General features: G+C 36.6%; 18 protein-coding genes. 8 read left to right on the plus strand and 10 right to left on the minus strand.

Annotated elements, in window-relative coordinates; translation table 11 throughout:
* Positions 1-25 precede the first annotated feature (25 nt).
* A complete protein-coding gene (locus IPP61_02645) occupies positions 26-1,456 on the minus strand; it encodes an alpha-L-fucosidase (GenBank protein MBL0324071.1) in 1,431 nt (476 codons plus the stop codon).
* Between the two features lie 40 nt (positions 1,457-1,496).
* Here IPP61_02645 and IPP61_02650 point away from each other — a divergent pair, with 40 nt between their 5' ends.
* Entirely contained in the window at positions 1,497-1,640 is a 144-nt protein-coding gene (locus tag IPP61_02650; protein ID MBL0324072.1) for a hypothetical protein, read from the plus strand.
* 36 nt (positions 1,641-1,676) lie between these two features.
* On the opposite strand, the gene IPP61_02655 is transcribed toward IPP61_02650, so the two are convergent.
* From IPP61_02655 to IPP61_02690, 8 genes are all read right to left on the minus strand, one after another.
* The gene (locus tag IPP61_02655; protein ID MBL0324073.1) at positions 1,677-2,612 is read right to left on the minus strand and encodes a DUF4412 domain-containing protein; all 936 of its coding nucleotides are present in this window, start codon (positions 2,610-2,612) and stop codon (positions 1,677-1,679) included.
* A 98-nt stretch (positions 2,613-2,710) separates the two neighbouring features.
* Positions 2,711-3,688: a hypothetical protein gene (locus IPP61_02660; GenBank protein MBL0324074.1), complete on the minus strand. Its 978-nt coding sequence runs from the start codon at positions 3,686-3,688 to the stop codon at positions 2,711-2,713.
* Positions 3,689-3,696: 8 nt separating this feature from the next.
* Complete coding sequence (locus IPP61_02665) at positions 3,697-3,969, minus strand: hypothetical protein (GenBank protein MBL0324075.1); 273 nt, start codon at positions 3,967-3,969, stop codon at positions 3,697-3,699.
* A 35-nt stretch (positions 3,970-4,004) separates the two neighbouring features.
* A complete protein-coding gene (locus IPP61_02670; protein MBL0324076.1) occupies positions 4,005-4,502 on the minus strand; it encodes a hypothetical protein in 498 nt (165 codons plus the stop codon).
* 22 nt (positions 4,503-4,524) lie between these two features.
* Entirely contained in the window at positions 4,525-5,250 is a 726-nt protein-coding gene (locus IPP61_02675; GenBank protein ID MBL0324077.1) for a hypothetical protein, read from the minus strand.
* A gap of 2 nt (positions 5,251-5,252) precedes the next feature.
* Entirely contained in the window at positions 5,253-6,425 is a 1,173-nt protein-coding gene (locus IPP61_02680) for a hypothetical protein (protein MBL0324078.1), read from the minus strand.
* A gap of 12 nt (positions 6,426-6,437) precedes the next feature.
* Entirely contained in the window at positions 6,438-7,808 is a 1,371-nt protein-coding gene (locus IPP61_02685) for an OmpA family protein (GenBank protein MBL0324079.1), read from the minus strand.
* 68 nt (positions 7,809-7,876) lie between these two features.
* Positions 7,877-8,203 carry a LytTR family transcriptional regulator gene (locus tag IPP61_02690; protein MBL0324080.1) on the minus strand — a complete coding sequence of 109 codons (327 nt, stop codon included), beginning with the start codon at positions 8,201-8,203 and terminating at the stop codon, positions 7,877-7,879.
* Between the two features lie 108 nt (positions 8,204-8,311).
* Between IPP61_02690 and IPP61_02695 the strand changes: the two genes are divergently transcribed.
* Together IPP61_02695 and IPP61_02700 are read left to right on the plus strand one after the other, a co-directional pair.
* Positions 8,312-8,833: a sigma-70 family RNA polymerase sigma factor gene (locus IPP61_02695; protein ID MBL0324081.1), complete on the plus strand. Its 522-nt coding sequence runs from the start codon at positions 8,312-8,314 to the stop codon at positions 8,831-8,833.
* Position 8,834: 1 nt separating this feature from the next.
* Positions 8,835-9,530, plus strand: coding sequence for a hypothetical protein (locus IPP61_02700; GenBank protein MBL0324082.1), 696 nt, complete (start codon positions 8,835-8,837; stop codon positions 9,528-9,530).
* Here IPP61_02700 and IPP61_02705 read toward each other — a convergent pair.
* A complete protein-coding gene (locus IPP61_02705) occupies positions 9,516-12,509 on the minus strand; it encodes a CHAT domain-containing protein (protein ID MBL0324083.1) in 2,994 nt (997 codons plus the stop codon). The genes IPP61_02700 and IPP61_02705 overlap by 15 nt on opposite strands.
* 182 nt (positions 12,510-12,691) lie before the next feature.
* Here IPP61_02705 and IPP61_02710 point away from each other — a divergent pair, with 182 nt between their 5' ends.
* The 5 genes from IPP61_02710 (at position 12,692) to IPP61_02730 (ending at position 16,397) form a co-directional block, all read left to right on the plus strand.
* Positions 12,692-13,429: a DUF2490 domain-containing protein gene (locus IPP61_02710; protein MBL0324084.1), complete on the plus strand. Its 738-nt coding sequence runs from the start codon at positions 12,692-12,694 to the stop codon at positions 13,427-13,429.
* A gap of 38 nt (positions 13,430-13,467) precedes the next feature.
* Positions 13,468-14,142 (plus strand): response regulator transcription factor, encoded by a 675-nt coding sequence (locus IPP61_02715; protein ID MBL0324085.1) that lies wholly within the window; start codon positions 13,468-13,470, stop codon positions 14,140-14,142.
* Positions 14,143-14,299: 157 nt separating this feature from the next.
* Positions 14,300-15,790 (plus strand): cysteine--tRNA ligase, encoded by a 1,491-nt coding sequence (locus IPP61_02720; GenBank protein MBL0324086.1) that lies wholly within the window; start codon positions 14,300-14,302, stop codon positions 15,788-15,790.
* 51 nt (positions 15,791-15,841) lie between these two features.
* Positions 15,842-16,147: a DUF4160 domain-containing protein gene (locus tag IPP61_02725; protein MBL0324087.1), complete on the plus strand. Its 306-nt coding sequence runs from the start codon at positions 15,842-15,844 to the stop codon at positions 16,145-16,147.
* Positions 16,148-16,163: 16 nt separating this feature from the next.
* Entirely contained in the window at positions 16,164-16,397 is a 234-nt protein-coding gene (locus IPP61_02730) for a DUF2442 domain-containing protein (GenBank protein ID MBL0324088.1), read from the plus strand.
* Positions 16,398-16,455: the final 58 nt, after the last annotated feature.

Genomic DNA, 16,455 nt, shown 5'->3' on the forward strand with positions numbered 1-16,455 from the left:
ATGAAGATTTTGCGTTCAAAACTATTTATTCAACACTGTACTTAAAAACTACCGCCGCTTGAGATTTCAGTGTCTCAACTATTTTTATAGGCAACTTAACCGTTATTTTCCCATCTTTAACTTCCCACTTTAATGGCTTCTCTTGCCCTAAAATATACATCTTTGAGTTTTTCGTGGGCTCCTTTCCTTCCCATTGTACAGTTTCAGTCAATTGGGTTTCTTTTCCTAAAAGTTGAATAGCATAAATCAGTTTTCCGTCTTTTGAAGCAGTAAAATAGGTTGAGTTATTTTTGAAATTATCAATAGCTCTGGTTTCGTAAATGCCTTCACCATTTATTTTTAACCAATTACCAATTTCTTCCAGCTTTTTGATTTGTTCATCCAATAGCAGACCCTCAGGTGTTGGACCAACGCCCAAAAGCAAATTTCCGCCCTTAGCAACTATTTCAACCAAAAGATGAATAACATTTTCTGTTGATTTAAACTGGTCATTGGGCACGTAACTCCAGGCACCTCCAAGTGTAATGCAGCTTTCCCATGGGTCATGTGACATGACTTTAGGAACCGCCTGCTCAGGAGTGCGATAATTTTCAAATTCCCCATGAACGGTACGGTCAACAATCAAAATGCCGGGCTGATTTTTCCTTGCTTTTTCGGCGAGTTTTGGCATATTTATTTCCTGGTCAAAATCCGGAATAGGAGCTCCCCATGCGAGTACTTCCTCAGTAACGGTGCTTCTGGGTCTCACCCAACCCCCATCCAACCAAAGGATATCGACATTCCCATATTTGCTGGTAAGTTCATCAATCTGATTGTGCGTGTAATTTATAAACTGATTCCATCTCCAGGGATGTTTTCTAATGTCATAATTTACGTTGCGGTTTGGAGTGGCGTATAAATCCCACCAAAAATACTGAGAGTGCCAGTCGGGCTTTGAATAGTATGCCCCGATCATCATATTTTGTTTTCTGAATGCATCAAACACATATTTTGCGACATCGGCTTTGGGATTTTCTTTAAATGGTCCATTCGAAATTTTGTAATCCGAAAATTGGGTATCAAACATATTGAATCCGTCATGATGCTTGGTGGTGAAGACTACATATTTCATCCCGGCATTTTTGGCAGCCTGTGCCCATTGGTCCGGGTCAAATTTGGTGGGATTAAATTTTTCACTCAATCCCCAATACCATTTTTTATAGTCGTCGTATCTTGAAGCTGAGTCACGTGTGATCCAATCTTCATTACATATAGACCAGGACTCGATGATTCCGGGAACGGCGTAAACACCCCAATGGATTATCATCCCGAATTTTTGTTCTCGCCATTGTTCCAGTTTTTGAGCTACCAGCGGGTCTTTAGGATATTCGTACAGATTGGAAGACGGATGGAGGGTGTTTTGAGCCAATGCGGAATTTAGAATCAAAATAAAAAACAGGGTCTTCAGTGTATTCATAATGAGTTTTTGAAATGTGGGGCAAAGTTAATTATCAAATATGAAATTGGGAGGAATAAAAGTGAAGGAATTTGTGGCAGGGATAGAAACGGAGCTCGCCCGACCGCCAGGGAGGGAAGCGGGAGTGTATAGCCCGGTCACGCCTAAGCGTGAGCCACCCAAAAAAAATAACCGGAAAGCTTGAAACTTACCGGCTACTTTCGGTGGAATTTTTTTTTGCTTAAAACATCGATTTGTAGGCAGCTGTATCGAAAGTGAATTTATCGCTGACTTTGATTTCTTCCACTTCCATATCAGTTTGGTCGCCTTTTTCGGACCTGATGCTGTAGCCTAAAACCGCCCGCCCTTGTGCCATTATTTTGGCAAGCTCGGGATGAGCAGTATAAGCCATGTAGTTTTTCGAAGCCCCTTTTCCGGTCATTCCGGCATTTCCACCCATTTTCTGGCCCATTTTTGCGAAATCGCCTACCCTACTTTGGCTTATCCACATCAGCACCTGGTCTTTTGATTCCTGGTCTTCGATGCGGTAACCGTCACATTTGTAACCGGCGATGGTTTTTGTTTCAGAAGTTTTCGTGATTTTAATTTGTTCCTCATTTTCGGTGGCGTATTGTTCGAGTTTATCAGGCTTGTAGCCTATGGCCATCACATTTTTAGTGCCTTCGTTATTGGTAAACGTAAAAAATTTATTTTGCTCAAAATCCATCACGAACATTTCCATGGTAGCCTGAGATTTTTGCATATCGGAATTGGTAGAACTCAGAAATTTGACACCCACGGCTTTGTCGTCGGCACCAAAGAGGTACTTTGACCGCATTATCATAGCGGTTTTTTCTTTGGCAGGAGTGGTAGCAATTTTCATGGTCATTGAAGATACAAAATTGTAAGTGGCTTTGGGTTTACCTCCGAAACTAAAACCACCAAACGAGCCCTTCGATTCTTTTTTCTCAACTTCTTTTTCTTTGGCTGCAGGTTCTTGTTTTTTAGGGTCTTCGGTTTTCTTTTTGGTTTTGAAAAGCCCGTCAAATGCTTTGTCAAATGCAGCCTCGGCGTTTTTGAGTGGATCTTTCTCAGATTTTTTCTCGGATTCTTTTTCCTGTGAAAAAACTGTTAAACTACTTATAATCAATAAAATAAAAATACAGAATTTTTTCATTGTTTTTTAAGATTTATAATTTCAAAATTTACTCAAAGTCCTCATTTATTCCTAAAAGAATTTCATAATTTTATTTTGTGACGTAGCCAAAAGTATTGCTAATTGTGGTAATCATAAAGTGAAATATAATGAACCAGCTTAAGTCTTGGATTGTCTATTTGCCATGAAATAATGCTGTTCAAAGGATTTTGAAGAATGCTTTCGGAAGACAAAGAACTGGAAACCGGAAATACGGCAACATAATAACTATTGGAGGTGGCATCCACCTCAAATGAAGTACCTGCTCCTTTATCAGCTAATGTATAACAACGGTAAGTATTGGCTGCACCTTCGCTTCTGATTACCATTTTGGGATTTACTAAAAGGCTCATTTGACCTTGAGAATCATTTACTTCATATACCATCGCGGCCAGATCACGGGCATTTTCATTATCAAGGACACACATTTTGCCTTCTCTAACAAATAAAGCTGAGAAATTAGGAGCTAATGGATAGGTGAGTGGAGCCATGAGTCGATAAAGATCCTGATTAAACTTTGACTGAGCCTCCACTTGACCGTCGGCTGAAAACTTCCGAATTTGACCCATTTCAAAAAACCCCACCTGTTCCTGAAAAGGGGAAATTTGCTCCGGAAAAAATGCTGCCGCAGGTAAAGACAAGTATTGCAAGGGCGATGTTTTGGTGAGCGTGCCGTCAACATTAACAAAAAGCGGATTTGCCAAATTATTGTTCGGAATAACTATAGATTCTGCCCCAAGTGTACCAACCGCCACCGTGTTGAGGTTGGAATTGCCACTTACTGAAAGATTTACAAATCCACCACTCTGACCTGAAACATTGCCTGCAGCGGTTACCGTCTGAGATGAAATGGTATGACTATTCAAAGCAGCAGTTTTGAGGTTATTGATACGTGCACCGGTGGAGCGGAATTGTGAAATACCAATACTATCGGGCGATTTGGCACGGACAGAATCAGTGACTAGTTTATTGGTAACTATTAGGTTAGGTAAAATTTCGGAGTTTTGAGCCAAAACAAAAAACGGAAGAAAGAAAAAAAGCAAAAGTATATTTTTCATAGTATAAATCAGTTTTCACAGGAAAATTCATTGAGTTGGTCCTCGTATAACTTACGCTGAGCAGCAGTGTACATTGAACAGGTCTTTATGATGCTGTTTAAAGACTTTTTAACCGCCTCGCATTTAGATTTATTTTCAATGTCTGTTGCCCAGTTTTGAATTGCATTTTCATAGTCAACAATGGCATTATCACACCCTTTCGACGTAACAGGGTCAATTCCTCCGCCCGGGCTACAGGAAATCAAAGCGAAAAATGCTATGCTTAGAAGTACTTTTTTCATGGCTATAAATTTTAGTTTTTTTGATAGATAATTGATTATTTGTATTCCATCGAGAACTTACATGCTTCAAGTTTTATATCGGTATCAAAGTAGTTCGACACCTCGGCATTTAGCTCACCTTCTATGACTTGTCCTTTTTTGTATTTGGTGATTTTAAAAGTTCCGCTTTTTGCAAAGAGGGCTTTATCGTTAAATTTTACCACAAGATTGCCGTTTAGATTTGCTTCTCCATTCTTTAAATCAAACTGGTACGTTTTGTTAAGTTCTAGTTTAGTTTCTACAAACTGGAGGGAGATAAGATTAGAGTCATCCACTTTGCCACTGACATCAATGAGTGCAAAAGGGCCTCCAAAACTAATCGTTTTTGCCTGCCAAGTTTTACCATCCAGCGTACCTTTCATACTTCCGGAGATTTTGCTACTCGAAGAATTTCCTGAGTCGTCATTATCGTCAGGAGTGATGTCGATCTTACCACATGAAGTGATAAACAAAGCGACTAAAAATAGAATAGAGAGTTTTTTGATTGTTTTCATGATTTAATATTTTCAATTTCATTTATTTACATTTATTCAAAACCTCCTGAGCCAATTTTTTGGCTAGAGCTATATTTTCTTCATCATTTTCACTTATTTCGACACTTACCTGAAAGGAGGTTTTACCCACTAAAACAGTTAGCTCTTTCTCTTTAATACGCCAAACAGCAGCTTCACCCAATCCGTCAATATTATTGAAAATAATCTCGTCTGCCGACAAGTCTTTTCCCAAACTGGTAGCAGTTTCAACTGTTTTGCCATCGTATCCTTTTTCTATGAGTTTTTCGGAGGCTTGTTTAAAAGCGGCTTCTTTTTCCGCTGCCGAGGCATTTCTATAAAAACCTCTGAAATTTTCTAAAGGTGTAGGCTTGCCTTGAATCATAAACAAATCGCTGCCCACCCAACGTAAGCCGATGCGATTGGGAGATGGGTACTCCATTTCCTGGCCGCCAAATTTCATTTTCCGCTTTCTGCCACTATCCCATGTAAACTCGTAAGTGTCTTGGTCGTGCCTTTTAGCCTCCGGTCTGTAATTGTACTTCATTTTTGCATTGGCGGGTAGGTCGTAATGTATTTTGATGACTTCAAGCGGTAGCAGTTTGTCGTATTTTGTCATATAATCTTTGATACATGACTCGTTGCCGATAGTTTCGATATTACTTACGGCATTTTCTGTAGATTTTGCTCCTCCACAGGCCGAAAACGAAAGAAGTAAAGTGAGAAGGTATAGCATTTTGATTGTTTTCATGATTATTGATATTGATAAGTGATTACTAAACTGTGAAATTGAAGTGTGTTTCCTGTCCAATTTCCTACTGAAGATATATTTAGATAATAGGAGTTACTGAAATTATCAATTACTTCATTGCTAGTTGCATTAAGATTTACAACATTTGATCCATTGGAATCACTTTCAAAGCTTAAAAAGGGGGTAAAAGCGTTTGAAATATGGCTATTTTTATAAAAAGTAAAAGATAGATTTGAGGTTGAATTATCCAATACATATAACCGTATAGTGACTAACTTTACGTTATCAGGTAAATTAATGGGTAGGTACATAGTTTTGGGTTCATTTGTAGTGTTGAACCAAGCATAACCACTACCTTTTTTTAATTGATCGTTATAATTTTGAGCTTGAACAGCTGTAAAATTATATGATAAAGCATGGTACGATGAATTTTGTATTCTTAATATCCCATCTTTGTCTGCAAAAACAGGGCGGCGTTCAGTGTTATTGTTTTCGTCAAAATCAAGTTCGCCAGAACGCACTGTATTATTGACATCTAAGTGGGCTTTTGCAGGTGCTAATCCATCAATTCCAGTACCTGAAATGCTAGGATTTATACTTACTTTTTGATCGTTTCCAACTCGTAGAACAGTGCCATAAACAGAATTCATTTTTAAATTATTTTCGAAATCAAAATGAATTCTACTATTTGATTTCAAACCTAATCCAAAGCTACTAGTGGTTATGCTTCCTTCATGATTAAAATTAATTACAGAATTTACACCACTTGAATTTCCAAAAAAAGCAACATTCTCATCGTTTGATATTACATTGAATCTATTGAAACCATCATGAGCGTTATCTGCAATAGTTACATTACCCGTGGAGTTTAAATAAAATTTGCTTTGGATATTGGACTGAAAATTTGTAAAAAGCGAGACATTGTCTTTTCCATAAATCTTTAAACCTCCGTAACTGGTACTAATTCGACCATGTAGCAACGTATAATTATAAAAATCAATTGGAGTAATATGTCCATCAGAATATAATTTGACCGGATTGCTAGGTGATGCGTTAATTTGAGTTCCATCAACAGTATTCTCAAAAATACTCTTACCTGGCTCAAGCGTCACCGATTGAGAAAAGCACGCTATCGTTAAAAAACTAAATATTAAAGTATTAAATATTATTTTCACGCAATAAAATTTTTACAATTTAACAAATTCAACTCTCCTATTATTGGCCTTGCCTTGAGGCGAAGTGTTGGGCTCAGATGGCTGGCTTTCGCCTTTACCATCTGTCTCTAATCTTCCGGCTTCTATGCCGAACTCTGTCGAAAGTGCATTTTTCACTGAAGCTGCACGTCGTTTCGATAAATCTAAATTTTTTGTATCGTCGCCATCAGAATCCGTATGGCCTATTATTTTTACTTTTACGTCAGGATTTTCTTTCAACACCGTACCTATTTCCTTCAATACGCCATAAGATTCCGGCTTAATTTTGTCTGAATTGACATCGAAAAGAATTCCTCTGGTCACCAGTTTGCCTTCGGTAATGAGCTTGGATCTGGTATCAGGGGCACCTACGGCGTAGCGTATATTGGCTACCATGTACTCGTCTTTGTTTTCTTGTTCCGAGTAGTTCATATAACTAGAGCCCAACTTAAAGGCATTATACTTAAGTTTTGGATCAAAGGCCTTAGGAATATCCAGCACCTTGACTTCGTTTACGTATAGACGCAGCCTGCTTTTTTGTCGCCAAATCGAGAAATGTACTTTACTGGCTTCCTCAAAACTTTCGCCTCCACAAATCAAACTTTTGATAATCAAATTGTCGTTTTTATTGACTACTTCACCTTTTTCATAAACCTGAAAACCCGCATATTCCTTACCCCCACTCCAGTCGAAATAGAATCCATTGATGATGTTTTTTTCGGTAAAATCAGCCTTAGGATTTGGACTTGCATAGATATAGAAATTGTAATTTAACAGGTTGTTGCTGCGGTATCTGGTAAAAATATCGTACTCCAACGTGAAATTTTCTGGCATATCCTTCATAAAATCAGGCTGAAAAAAGCCGTCCTGGCTCATGAAAAGCCATTTTTCAGGGCTATCGTTAAAAGTGACTATCTCTGCTGATGAGTTGGTGTTCCATTCTAAAGGAAAGTCTCCTACACTAGTCTCATTAAAATCATCAAAGCCCAAAACTTTCTCTCCTGGCACAAAGTCAAACTTCGAATATGCCTTCATGCTGGCTTTTTGAGCAGGGGCGGTTTGCTCCTTTTTTATCTCTTTCTTTTCATTAGATTCTGAACCATCAGAAGCCTTAACATCCTCATTTTCCTCCGAATCATTTTCTTCCGATTTCTTAGAATTAGACTCCTTTTCTGGCTTATCTTTTTTCTTAAAAATATTCCCAATACCCTCTTCTACTTTGTCCAGGCCTTTGTCGATACTTCTGTCAATGGCATTATTGGTACGAACGGTAGCTTTTCTTTTCGCAACTTCTTTGGGTTTTATGATTTGAGCCGAAATGCTTTGCATCGCCACAAACAAAATCAGTGTTAAGTAAAATTTCATTTTATATAAAGTTTTGTATTAGTGTCATTTTGAAAAAAAAGTAAACTCAAGTTTTTTAATATTCTTTATCAGGTCATATTCTTTAAATATAAAAGGCTGTTTTTCAACCCGGTAAGCCGTCTTCTTGAGATATTCGCTTTCAGATTATTGATAAGAATCACTTCTTTTTGATGAATTTCAATACAGTACAACAGATTAATCATACAAGACCTATGTGTACGAAAAAATGGATAGGGTTCAAAAATACCTTCACACTCTTTGAGTGTCTTGGCTAATGTGATGTTCCGGCCATCAGAAAAATAAAATACACTGTAGTTTTCGTCGGCCTCAACTTTTATTACTTCCTCGGGTTTGGTCTTTTTTAGACCTCTTACATTTTTGAATTGGTATTTCATTATGGCTTTTTTTTAAGTTTGTGTCAAAAAAGCCAAAAAGTAAACTGCCGTAAAATAAAAAATTTCGTATGTTTACTTTTCAAGAAAAAAAACACTAAGCTCTGTACAGTGACTGAAATAGAGAATTTAAAAAGGAGGGACGGCAAAACACTGGAGCGAATCTATACTTCGTATCGGAGCGGATTTTTGATGTTTGCTTCAAAGTATAATTTATCTCGGGAAGATATTTTAGATGTGTATCAGGATGCTTTTGTTGCCTTAATCGAAAACGCCGAAAAAGGCAAACTCGACGGACTGAATGCCAAACTGAAAACCTATCTTTTCTCTATTGGCAAATACATGATTTTTAGCAAATTGAGGAAAAACAAGAAGGATTTTGTCGAAATAGAAACGCTTCCTGACGGCCTAGAATGGGCTGAAATTGATGAAAATAACCAGCATATCAGCCAATTAGAAGAAAATTTAAAGAAACTTGGAGAACAATGTTACAAAATTCTGAGGCTGTTTTATTATGAAGAAAGAAAACTTGACGAAATAATGGAAATGCTCCCTTATCAGTCAAAAGATGTGCTAAAAAGTCAAAAAGCGAGATGTCTTAAACAGCTCAAAGAAATGTTATCGAAAAACTAAAATGGAAGACCTGATCAATAAATATTTCGAGAAATCACTGACTGAAAAGGAGTTAGAAGATTTTCAGCAAAAACTCGAAACTGACGCTGAATTCAAGGCAGAGTTTGAATTTCATAAGTCGGTCCAGGAGGCCATACACGCAAAAGAAAGAACCGAAATCAAAAATCTGGTCGCAAGCTTTGAAAAACCGAAGAAACAAGGCAATTGGTGGCAATACGCCGCCGCCGCTGCAGTTGTAATTTTAGCCGGAATCGGCATATTTTCCTATCTTAATTCTGGAAAAAGTAATGAAGAACTGTATATGGCTTTTTACCAAACATACCCCAACGTTATTGCACCCAATGTACGGGGAGAGAATCAGGAAGATATTAAAAATCAGGCTTTTAAGGCTTATGATACTGAGAATTACATGGAAGCCATCCGATTGTTTTCTGAGATAAAAAATGAGGAATATTCGGTTTTTTACACAGCTGTTTCCTATTTGGAGCTTAATGAAAGTCAAAAAGCACTAAAGATACTTGAATCCGAGAAATTTAGTAATAACCCATATCCTTTTGAAACCTACCGAAAATGGTATTTGGCTCTTGCCTATCTGAAAACCAATCAAATAGAAAGCGGAAAAAAAATTCTGGAAGAACTTTCGAAAACCGAAAATCCACAAAAAGAAAAAGCCAAAGAGCTATTAGGCAATTGGTGATTTAGTCCTGAAAAAATAAAAAAACAGACCCAAAGCTACCACAGAAACAAAAGCTAAGCCATAAAGCCACCAGTTTTGGGGTGATGAAAGGGGTGATACATCGCCGTTAATTATGAAACCAGACCAATAATAAGGGTGACTTTTCAAAGGATTTTTTTCTATAAATTTACGTTTTGCTTTTACCAATGCCTTGTCTTTCGCCATGCCTTCATCCAGATATTCATAAAAATAAGACATGAGCTCCGAAGTTTCTTTATCAGGCACCTGCCACAGGCTGTTAACGGTTGATTGCACCCCGGCATAATTCAAAGCTCTGGAAATACTCATCAGCCCTTCACCATTCAGGTATTTGCCCACGCCCGTGTTGCATGCACTCAAAACAACCATTTCCGAAGGAAAATTCAAGGCATAAAGCTCATAAAAATGTAATTTTTCGTTGTTTTGAAAAATCAAACTCGAAAATTCATAGTCGTTTTCATCCAGCAACGAATGCATGGCAAGATGGTGTATGTTACTATTACCGAGCGATTTTAGAAAATTACCTTTGGTGGCATTTTCATTGACAAAAATTGAAGAGTTCCTAAAAATTTCTGCGATACTATTGAGCTCAGCTCCGGTATAAATAAGTTGACCATTCGCAGCCCGGGTTACTCCTATTCCGTCTTTATATTTAGGGGCAAAACCGGTTAAAAAATTATCAAAAGTAGATTTCTTAACGGCAAATATTTTTTGTGAAAATTTGAGAGAATTGGAATATGACACAGAATGTTTAACAGCAAACGGCTGTTCATTTTCATCCATTAGGGTTTCAAAGGGACAGAAATTCAGGAAACTTTCGGGTATAAATACAACCGAACTTTCTTTTTTTAAAGCCAAAGGTTTTAGCAGCAGATTGTTTAATTTTCTCGAGTTTTGTTTGAAATCAAAATCTATTTTACTGATTTGTCCATGATAGTCTTTTGAGAGTTTTTCAAAATTTTTCCGATGACCCAAATATTTCAAATCAATGGCATTTTTTACGATTTTAGAGGCAAATACCGAGCTATCAGTTACATAATATTTCACTAATACCTGATCTTGAGTTAAGGATTTTTGCAAATCTCCAATATTAAAATCAGAAGACTGAAATCTGCCATAATTTGAGTATTTTTTGTCTATTTCGGCATCTATTTCATCAAGTTTATTGTTCAAAATCTTTTCTCTTTGCGTTTCTTTTTGAGTCTTTTTCTCTTTTTGAGTCAAATAACTCAACTCAATCACAGCCTCATTTCTTTTGCTTATCAGCTCTTTTGACAAGTTCAGATTATTGCTATATTTTGACAAAAACTGTTTCCACAGGTGCTGCGAACTTAAATTCTCGATGGTGTTAATGCATTCGGCAAGATAAGTATTGTCACCAGGAGTTTGAATAGCCGAAAACATCATGCCCTCCTTAATATTGTTTAGCTGCCGCTCAAGGTCCGGATTGAAAAAACCCTCTTTATAATATCCTTTAAACATTTCACCGGCCAGTTTATACAGGTTTCTGATTATTTTTAAATCAGCCTTTGACCTACCATTTTTCTCATAAATTCTACGAAAAGCCTGACCGGAGTGGATAAAAATATTGATATAAGCTGAATTATTAACCTCACCAAAATTTTTTAACCTGATCTTTTCGAGTGGAATATCCTTATCAAATTCTGTTCGAAAAACCTCTTTTACAGCAGCTTTAGCCTCTTTATACTTTCCCAAATTGGCCAGATTTTCAGCTTTTAAGGTAAGTAATGTCAAATAACTCGATTTATATCCCAAAATCTCCAAATAATCCAAAGCTTTTTGATTGTGAATCAGCGATTTACTATAATTATATTTATAATAAAACAACATTGCCCTATTGGCCGAAACCTTCATTTTGTAAAAGTCATCATGAGCCATTTTTTCAATAATCCTATTATATTCCAGAGCCTTTTCTGATTGCTCGTTCATGTAAAAAGCATGTGATGCTCCATCATAAGAAGCCAATAACACACTTTTTTCCTTTTCAATCCATTTTTTGGGTGCAGAGGCAAAGAGTTTTTCCTGTGCTTTTAAATGATATAATAACTTTTCTTCATTAAAACTCATATCATAAAAACCAATTGACGAAAGGTGATACATACACAAGGCATTTAATCTTTCAAAAGGATAGTCATTTTTGTAGTTTTTAATATTCTTAGGATTCATAAATCCGGCCATATATTCATCATACCGCCTTTGATATTCGGCAGCTTTTTTCCTGTCGCCATATTCAATAGCCGTGTACATGGCATCATTGTAAGCCACTGAAACTATGGAAGCATCGGCAGCATAATACTTTGACCAAATATGCAATGCTTTTTCAAATGTGGGAATCATTTCTTTTTCGGTATTGGCATAATCATAGGCAAATGCCAATCCGTTGTAGGCCAAAGCTGTGGCGTAGTGGTTTTTCCAACCGTTACGTTCAAAAATTTCAATAGATTTTTTTAGGTGGATAATCGCATCAAAATAATTATAGTTTGCAGAGTAGGTTTGACCTATATTGAGATGCAATTCGGCTGCTTTAATTGATTTTGCAGGCACTTTTTTTAAGGCAGACTTAAATAGTGCTATGGCCTCTTCAACCTTTTTATCTGCACTTAACTGATTGGCTTTCAACCTATCTATTTCAATTTCAACTACTTTTTTTTCTTTTTCAGAAAGTGAGTTGAAATATTTAAAAATGGCCTCTTGTTTCAAAGCTGCTTTTTCTGATTCCCTAGATTTTCCCAAAACGCCCATTTCAGCAATGTCGTAGAGTACTTTGGCGGTTTTGAATTGGGAGGAATTTGGGGGAGCGGCATCTAATATTTTTTTCCGGTAAAACAGCTCCTCTTTAAAATACCCGCAATTGCTCAGACTATCAGCCTTAATAAACCAATCAGATTGTGCAAAAGCCGTTGTTGAAAATAAAATAAAAATAAAAATCCCTGCTTTCATATATTAAAAAAAATATTCCAATCGTCCATTCAAGATATGCAAGATATTGCCCAATTTTACTTTTAACAAACAGAAATATGATTTGCTCTGAATCTTTTATTTTAAGGTTTTCGCACTTTTTATTAATTAAAGTACCTAAATGGCATTTTTAACTAATTTTGCATAAAAACTCCCTGAATTTTGTGAATATTAAATCTGATTCCTTTTTAATACTTTATTTTATTATTTTACTTCCAAATTTTGTTTTTTCTCAAAACCACATCACGCAGCAAAACCTGATGTGGTTTAGGGCTATGACCCATACTAATTTGAGCAAAAAGCTTTATCTGGTCAACGAAATCGACAATCGCCGGTTTATTGAAGGCAATATTCAACATCATACCATCCAGCATAATCACCTCCATTATAAAGTTAACCCAAAATTTGATGTGGCATGGGGGCAAACATTTTCGTGGCAGAGTCCACAATTTCCGGATGCTGAAAAAAAACTGGTAATTCCTGAAATCAGGCCCTTTCAGGAGTTTAATTTTTCTGAAAATTCGATGAAAAACGTAATATTTTCAACAAGATTAAGAATAGATGAGCGTTTTATCCGAAAAAATGATGGCGTGCAATTGTTCGATGGCAACAATTTTAATTTCAGATACCGAACCAGACTTCAAATGCAGTTTTTGGTTGGAAGGAAGAAAAAAGACAATGTGAAGGTATTAGATGAATTAATGTTGAATTCGGGGAAAAATGTTAATTTTTTTGACCAAAATAGAGTATATGTAGGTTTTGAAAAATATTTATTAAATAACACTTCTCTTGAAATTGGTTATTTACGCTGGTACCAGCAAAGACAAACTATTGACACCTATTTTCAAAGAAATATTATCAGATTTACGTTGCTTCAAAAGCTCAATCTGACAAAAAAATGATATATTCACATTCAAATGGTTATTAATTCAGGAAAATTATGAAAATACTACTGGTAGAAGACGAACCCAAAACTTTGCAACTCATCAAGGAAGGTTTGGAACAACACCAACTCGAAGTTGACATCGCCTACGATGGACTTTTGGGACTGACTTTGGCTCAAAGAAATTATTATGATCTTATTATTTCAGATATAATTCTGCCCGAACTCAACGGTTTGCAGCTTTGTAAAAAAATAAGGGAACAAAATATAGCTACGCCAATTTTGCTTCTGACAGCCATGAGTACGCCTGAAGATATAGTTACCGGCCTTGATGCTGGAGCCGATGATTATCTTCCCAAGCCTTTTGAATTTGCGGTGTTGATGGCAAGAATCAGGGCATTGACCCGAAGAAAAACCAATACCAATTCAACCGCTAATATATTGAGAATGGCCGATCTGGAGCTAAATGTAGATTCAAAACAAGTTCAGAGAGCCGGAAAAGAGATTCTACTGACTGCCAAGGAATTTAATCTGCTTGAATACTTTCTGAGAAATCCCGGAAGAGTAATCAGCAAAGTAGAGCTGGCCGAAAAGATTTGGGATATTACTTTCGACACCGGTACCAATGTGATTGAAGTTTTTGTGAATTTCCTCAGAAAAAAAATCGATAAAGACTTCGAAAAGAAGCTACTTCATACCCAAATAGGGATGGGTTATGTGATGAAGGAATGAATACTTTTTCTTAAAAAATTGTTAATGATTTGGATTGGTAGAATTTTTGAAGAAATATTACCGGTCTGTTTTCTATTTTAATAATTATAGTTGAGTCCAAGTTTGTCACCAATTAAACTATATCAACTATTTTTGTATTCATTTTTCAATTTTCTCAATGCAAAAACTCAAGATTTACAATACACTTTCCAGACAAAAAGAAGAATTTGAACCTATCACGCCCGGTTACGTGGGCATGTATGTGTGCGGACCTACCGTGTACAACAATGTGCATCTGGGCAATGTGCGTACTTTCCTCACTTTTGATGTACTTTATCGTTATCTGACAAATATCGGCTACAAAGTAAGATATGTAAGAAACATAACAGACGTAGGGCATCTGGTAGGTGATGGTGATGAAGGCGAAGATAAAATAGGCAAAATGGCTAAGCTGGAAAAACTTGAGCCTATGGAGATAGTTCAACGATACACCAATGATTTCCATTGGGTGTTGGAACAGTTCAATTTCCTCCAGCCCAATATAGAACCATCAGCTACAGGCCACATGGTGGAGCAGATTGAAGCCGTAAAAGACCTGATAGACAAAGGATTGGCATATGAATCGAATGGGTCGGTATATTTTGATATCAACAAATACAACGGAGAGGGTAATAACTATGGTAAACTTTCCGGCAGAATACTGGAAGACCTCCTCAATGAGACCCGTGAGCTGGACGGCCAGGCCGAAAAACGTAATCCGTTAGACTTTGCCATCTGGAAAAAAGCCGCTCCGGAGCATATCATGCAATGGCCGAGCCCCTGGGGCATGGGATTCCCTGGCTGGCATCTTGAATGTACCTGCATGAGCACCAAGTACTTAGGTAAACAATTTGATATTCATGGAGGTGGAATGGATCTAAAATTCCCGCATCATGAATGTGAAATTGCTCAGGGAGTGGGACTAACCGGTGTGGATCCCGTAAAATACTGGATGCACTCCAATATGTTGACCGTCAATGGACAGAAGATGTCGAAATCATTGGGCAACAGCTTTTTACCTGCTGAATTATTTGCCGGAAACCATCCGCTATTGGATCAGGCCTATAGCCCTATGACAGTACGGTTTTTTATGTTGCAATCACAATACCGAAGCACTCTCGATTTTTCTAATGACGCATTGAAAGCCGCACAGAAAGCCTTCCGAAGACTTTTAAATGGGTTTAGGGTTTCAAAAACTTTGGTTTATTCTGAAAACCCTGAAGTTGCGATTGATGAGAAAAAGAAAGCCGAAATTGAAAAAGCCATTGAGGGATTTTACGATGCCCTTAACGACGACCTGAATACAGCAGTAGGTTTGGCTCAGATGTTTACATTACTAAAATATGTAAATATGCTGTATATGAACCAGCTTCAACCTGCTGCCTTAGGCCAGGAAACCTTTGACAATCTGATTTCTAAATTTGGAATTTTCTTTGAGAATATTCTTGGCTTAAAGGAAGAAAAAGGCCAAAATGACGAAATGGTATTTATGGGTATGCTGGAACTTTACCGTGAATACAAACTCAATCAGCAATACGACAAAATAGACCAGATTAGAAATTATTTCAAAGCCAATAACATGGTGATTAAAGACCTTAAACACCGGATTGACTGGGCTTGGGAAGAATAGGGTTTAATTATTTTGAATTAATTCATTCTTTATCAAAATTTTATATATTTGATGAAGATTTGTAATACTTTTATGCCAACTTTTTTCACAGCACTTGGTTTGCGTTTTTTTATGGTAATGTACGATATTTTTCATGAGCCTTTACATGTACATATTACCGATAACAATAAAAAACTATGCAAATTTTGGATTTTTGAGGACGGAAAAATTGAATTAGCTGACAATAAAGGCTTTTCAAAGGTTGAATTACAAAAGATTTCGACCACAATAATAGAAAATGAATTTTTAATAAAGGAAAAATATGAACACCTTTGCAAAGAGGTCAATGCCAGGGCCAACTATAAAAAAAAGCGTTAGTAGTATAAAATTTAGTATGCTTCCTGAAATCAGGGAAGTCACTGTAAAAGACGATTTTATAGTAGTTTGTCTTAGTGATGAAAGGATTGTTATGATTCCTATCCATTGGTCTAAAAAACTATATGATGCCGATTTGAATCAAAGGAAAAACTTTGTTTTCAACGATTATTTTATTTTTTGGGATAAGTTAGATGAAATTATAGGAATAAAAAATATTATATATGGTCAAAAACTGTGGCTAAATAATTGATAATAAAAAACGGATTATTATTTCTAAGACGTTTAGTAGTTACCCGAAGGGGAGGTTA

It is taken from the genome of Cytophagaceae bacterium (assembly GCA_016722655.1).
Lineage (GTDB): Bacteria > Bacteroidota > Bacteroidia > Cytophagales > Spirosomataceae > Leadbetterella.

Coding starts and splice junctions, on each gene's coding strand:
- IPP61_02725 (MBL0324087.1), top strand. CDS start 15,842: ATGAAGATTTGTAATACTTTTATGCCAACTTTTTTCACAGCACTTGGT.
- IPP61_02675 (MBL0324077.1), bottom strand. CDS start 5,250: ATGAAAACAATCAAAATGCTATACCTTCTCACTTTACTTCTTTCGTTT.
- IPP61_02700 (MBL0324082.1), top strand. CDS start 8,835: ATGGAAGACCTGATCAATAAATATTTCGAGAAATCACTGACTGAAAAG.
- IPP61_02730 (MBL0324088.1), top strand. CDS start 16,164: ATGCTTCCTGAAATCAGGGAAGTCACTGTAAAAGACGATTTTATAGTA.
- IPP61_02650 (MBL0324072.1), top strand. CDS start 1,497: ATGAAATTGGGAGGAATAAAAGTGAAGGAATTTGTGGCAGGGATAGAA.
- IPP61_02720 (MBL0324086.1), top strand. CDS start 14,300: ATGCAAAAACTCAAGATTTACAATACACTTTCCAGACAAAAAGAAGAA.
- IPP61_02670 (MBL0324076.1), bottom strand. CDS start 4,502: ATGAAAACAATCAAAAAACTCTCTATTCTATTTTTAGTCGCTTTGTTT.
- IPP61_02690 (MBL0324080.1), bottom strand. CDS start 8,203: ATGAAATACCAATTCAAAAATGTAAGAGGTCTAAAAAAGACCAAACCC.
- IPP61_02705 (MBL0324083.1), bottom strand. CDS start 12,509: ATGAAAGCAGGGATTTTTATTTTTATTTTATTTTCAACAACGGCTTTT.
- IPP61_02715 (MBL0324085.1), top strand. CDS start 13,468: ATGAAAATACTACTGGTAGAAGACGAACCCAAAACTTTGCAACTCATC.
- IPP61_02655 (MBL0324073.1), bottom strand. CDS start 2,612: ATGAAAAAATTCTGTATTTTTATTTTATTGATTATAAGTAGTTTAACA.
- IPP61_02685 (MBL0324079.1), bottom strand. CDS start 7,808: ATGAAATTTTACTTAACACTGATTTTGTTTGTGGCGATGCAAAGCATT.
- IPP61_02660 (MBL0324074.1), bottom strand. CDS start 3,688: ATGAAAAATATACTTTTGCTTTTTTTCTTTCTTCCGTTTTTTGTTTTG.
- IPP61_02665 (MBL0324075.1), bottom strand. CDS start 3,969: ATGAAAAAAGTACTTCTAAGCATAGCATTTTTCGCTTTGATTTCCTGT.
- IPP61_02645 (MBL0324071.1), bottom strand. CDS start 1,456: ATGAATACACTGAAGACCCTGTTTTTTATTTTGATTCTAAATTCCGCA.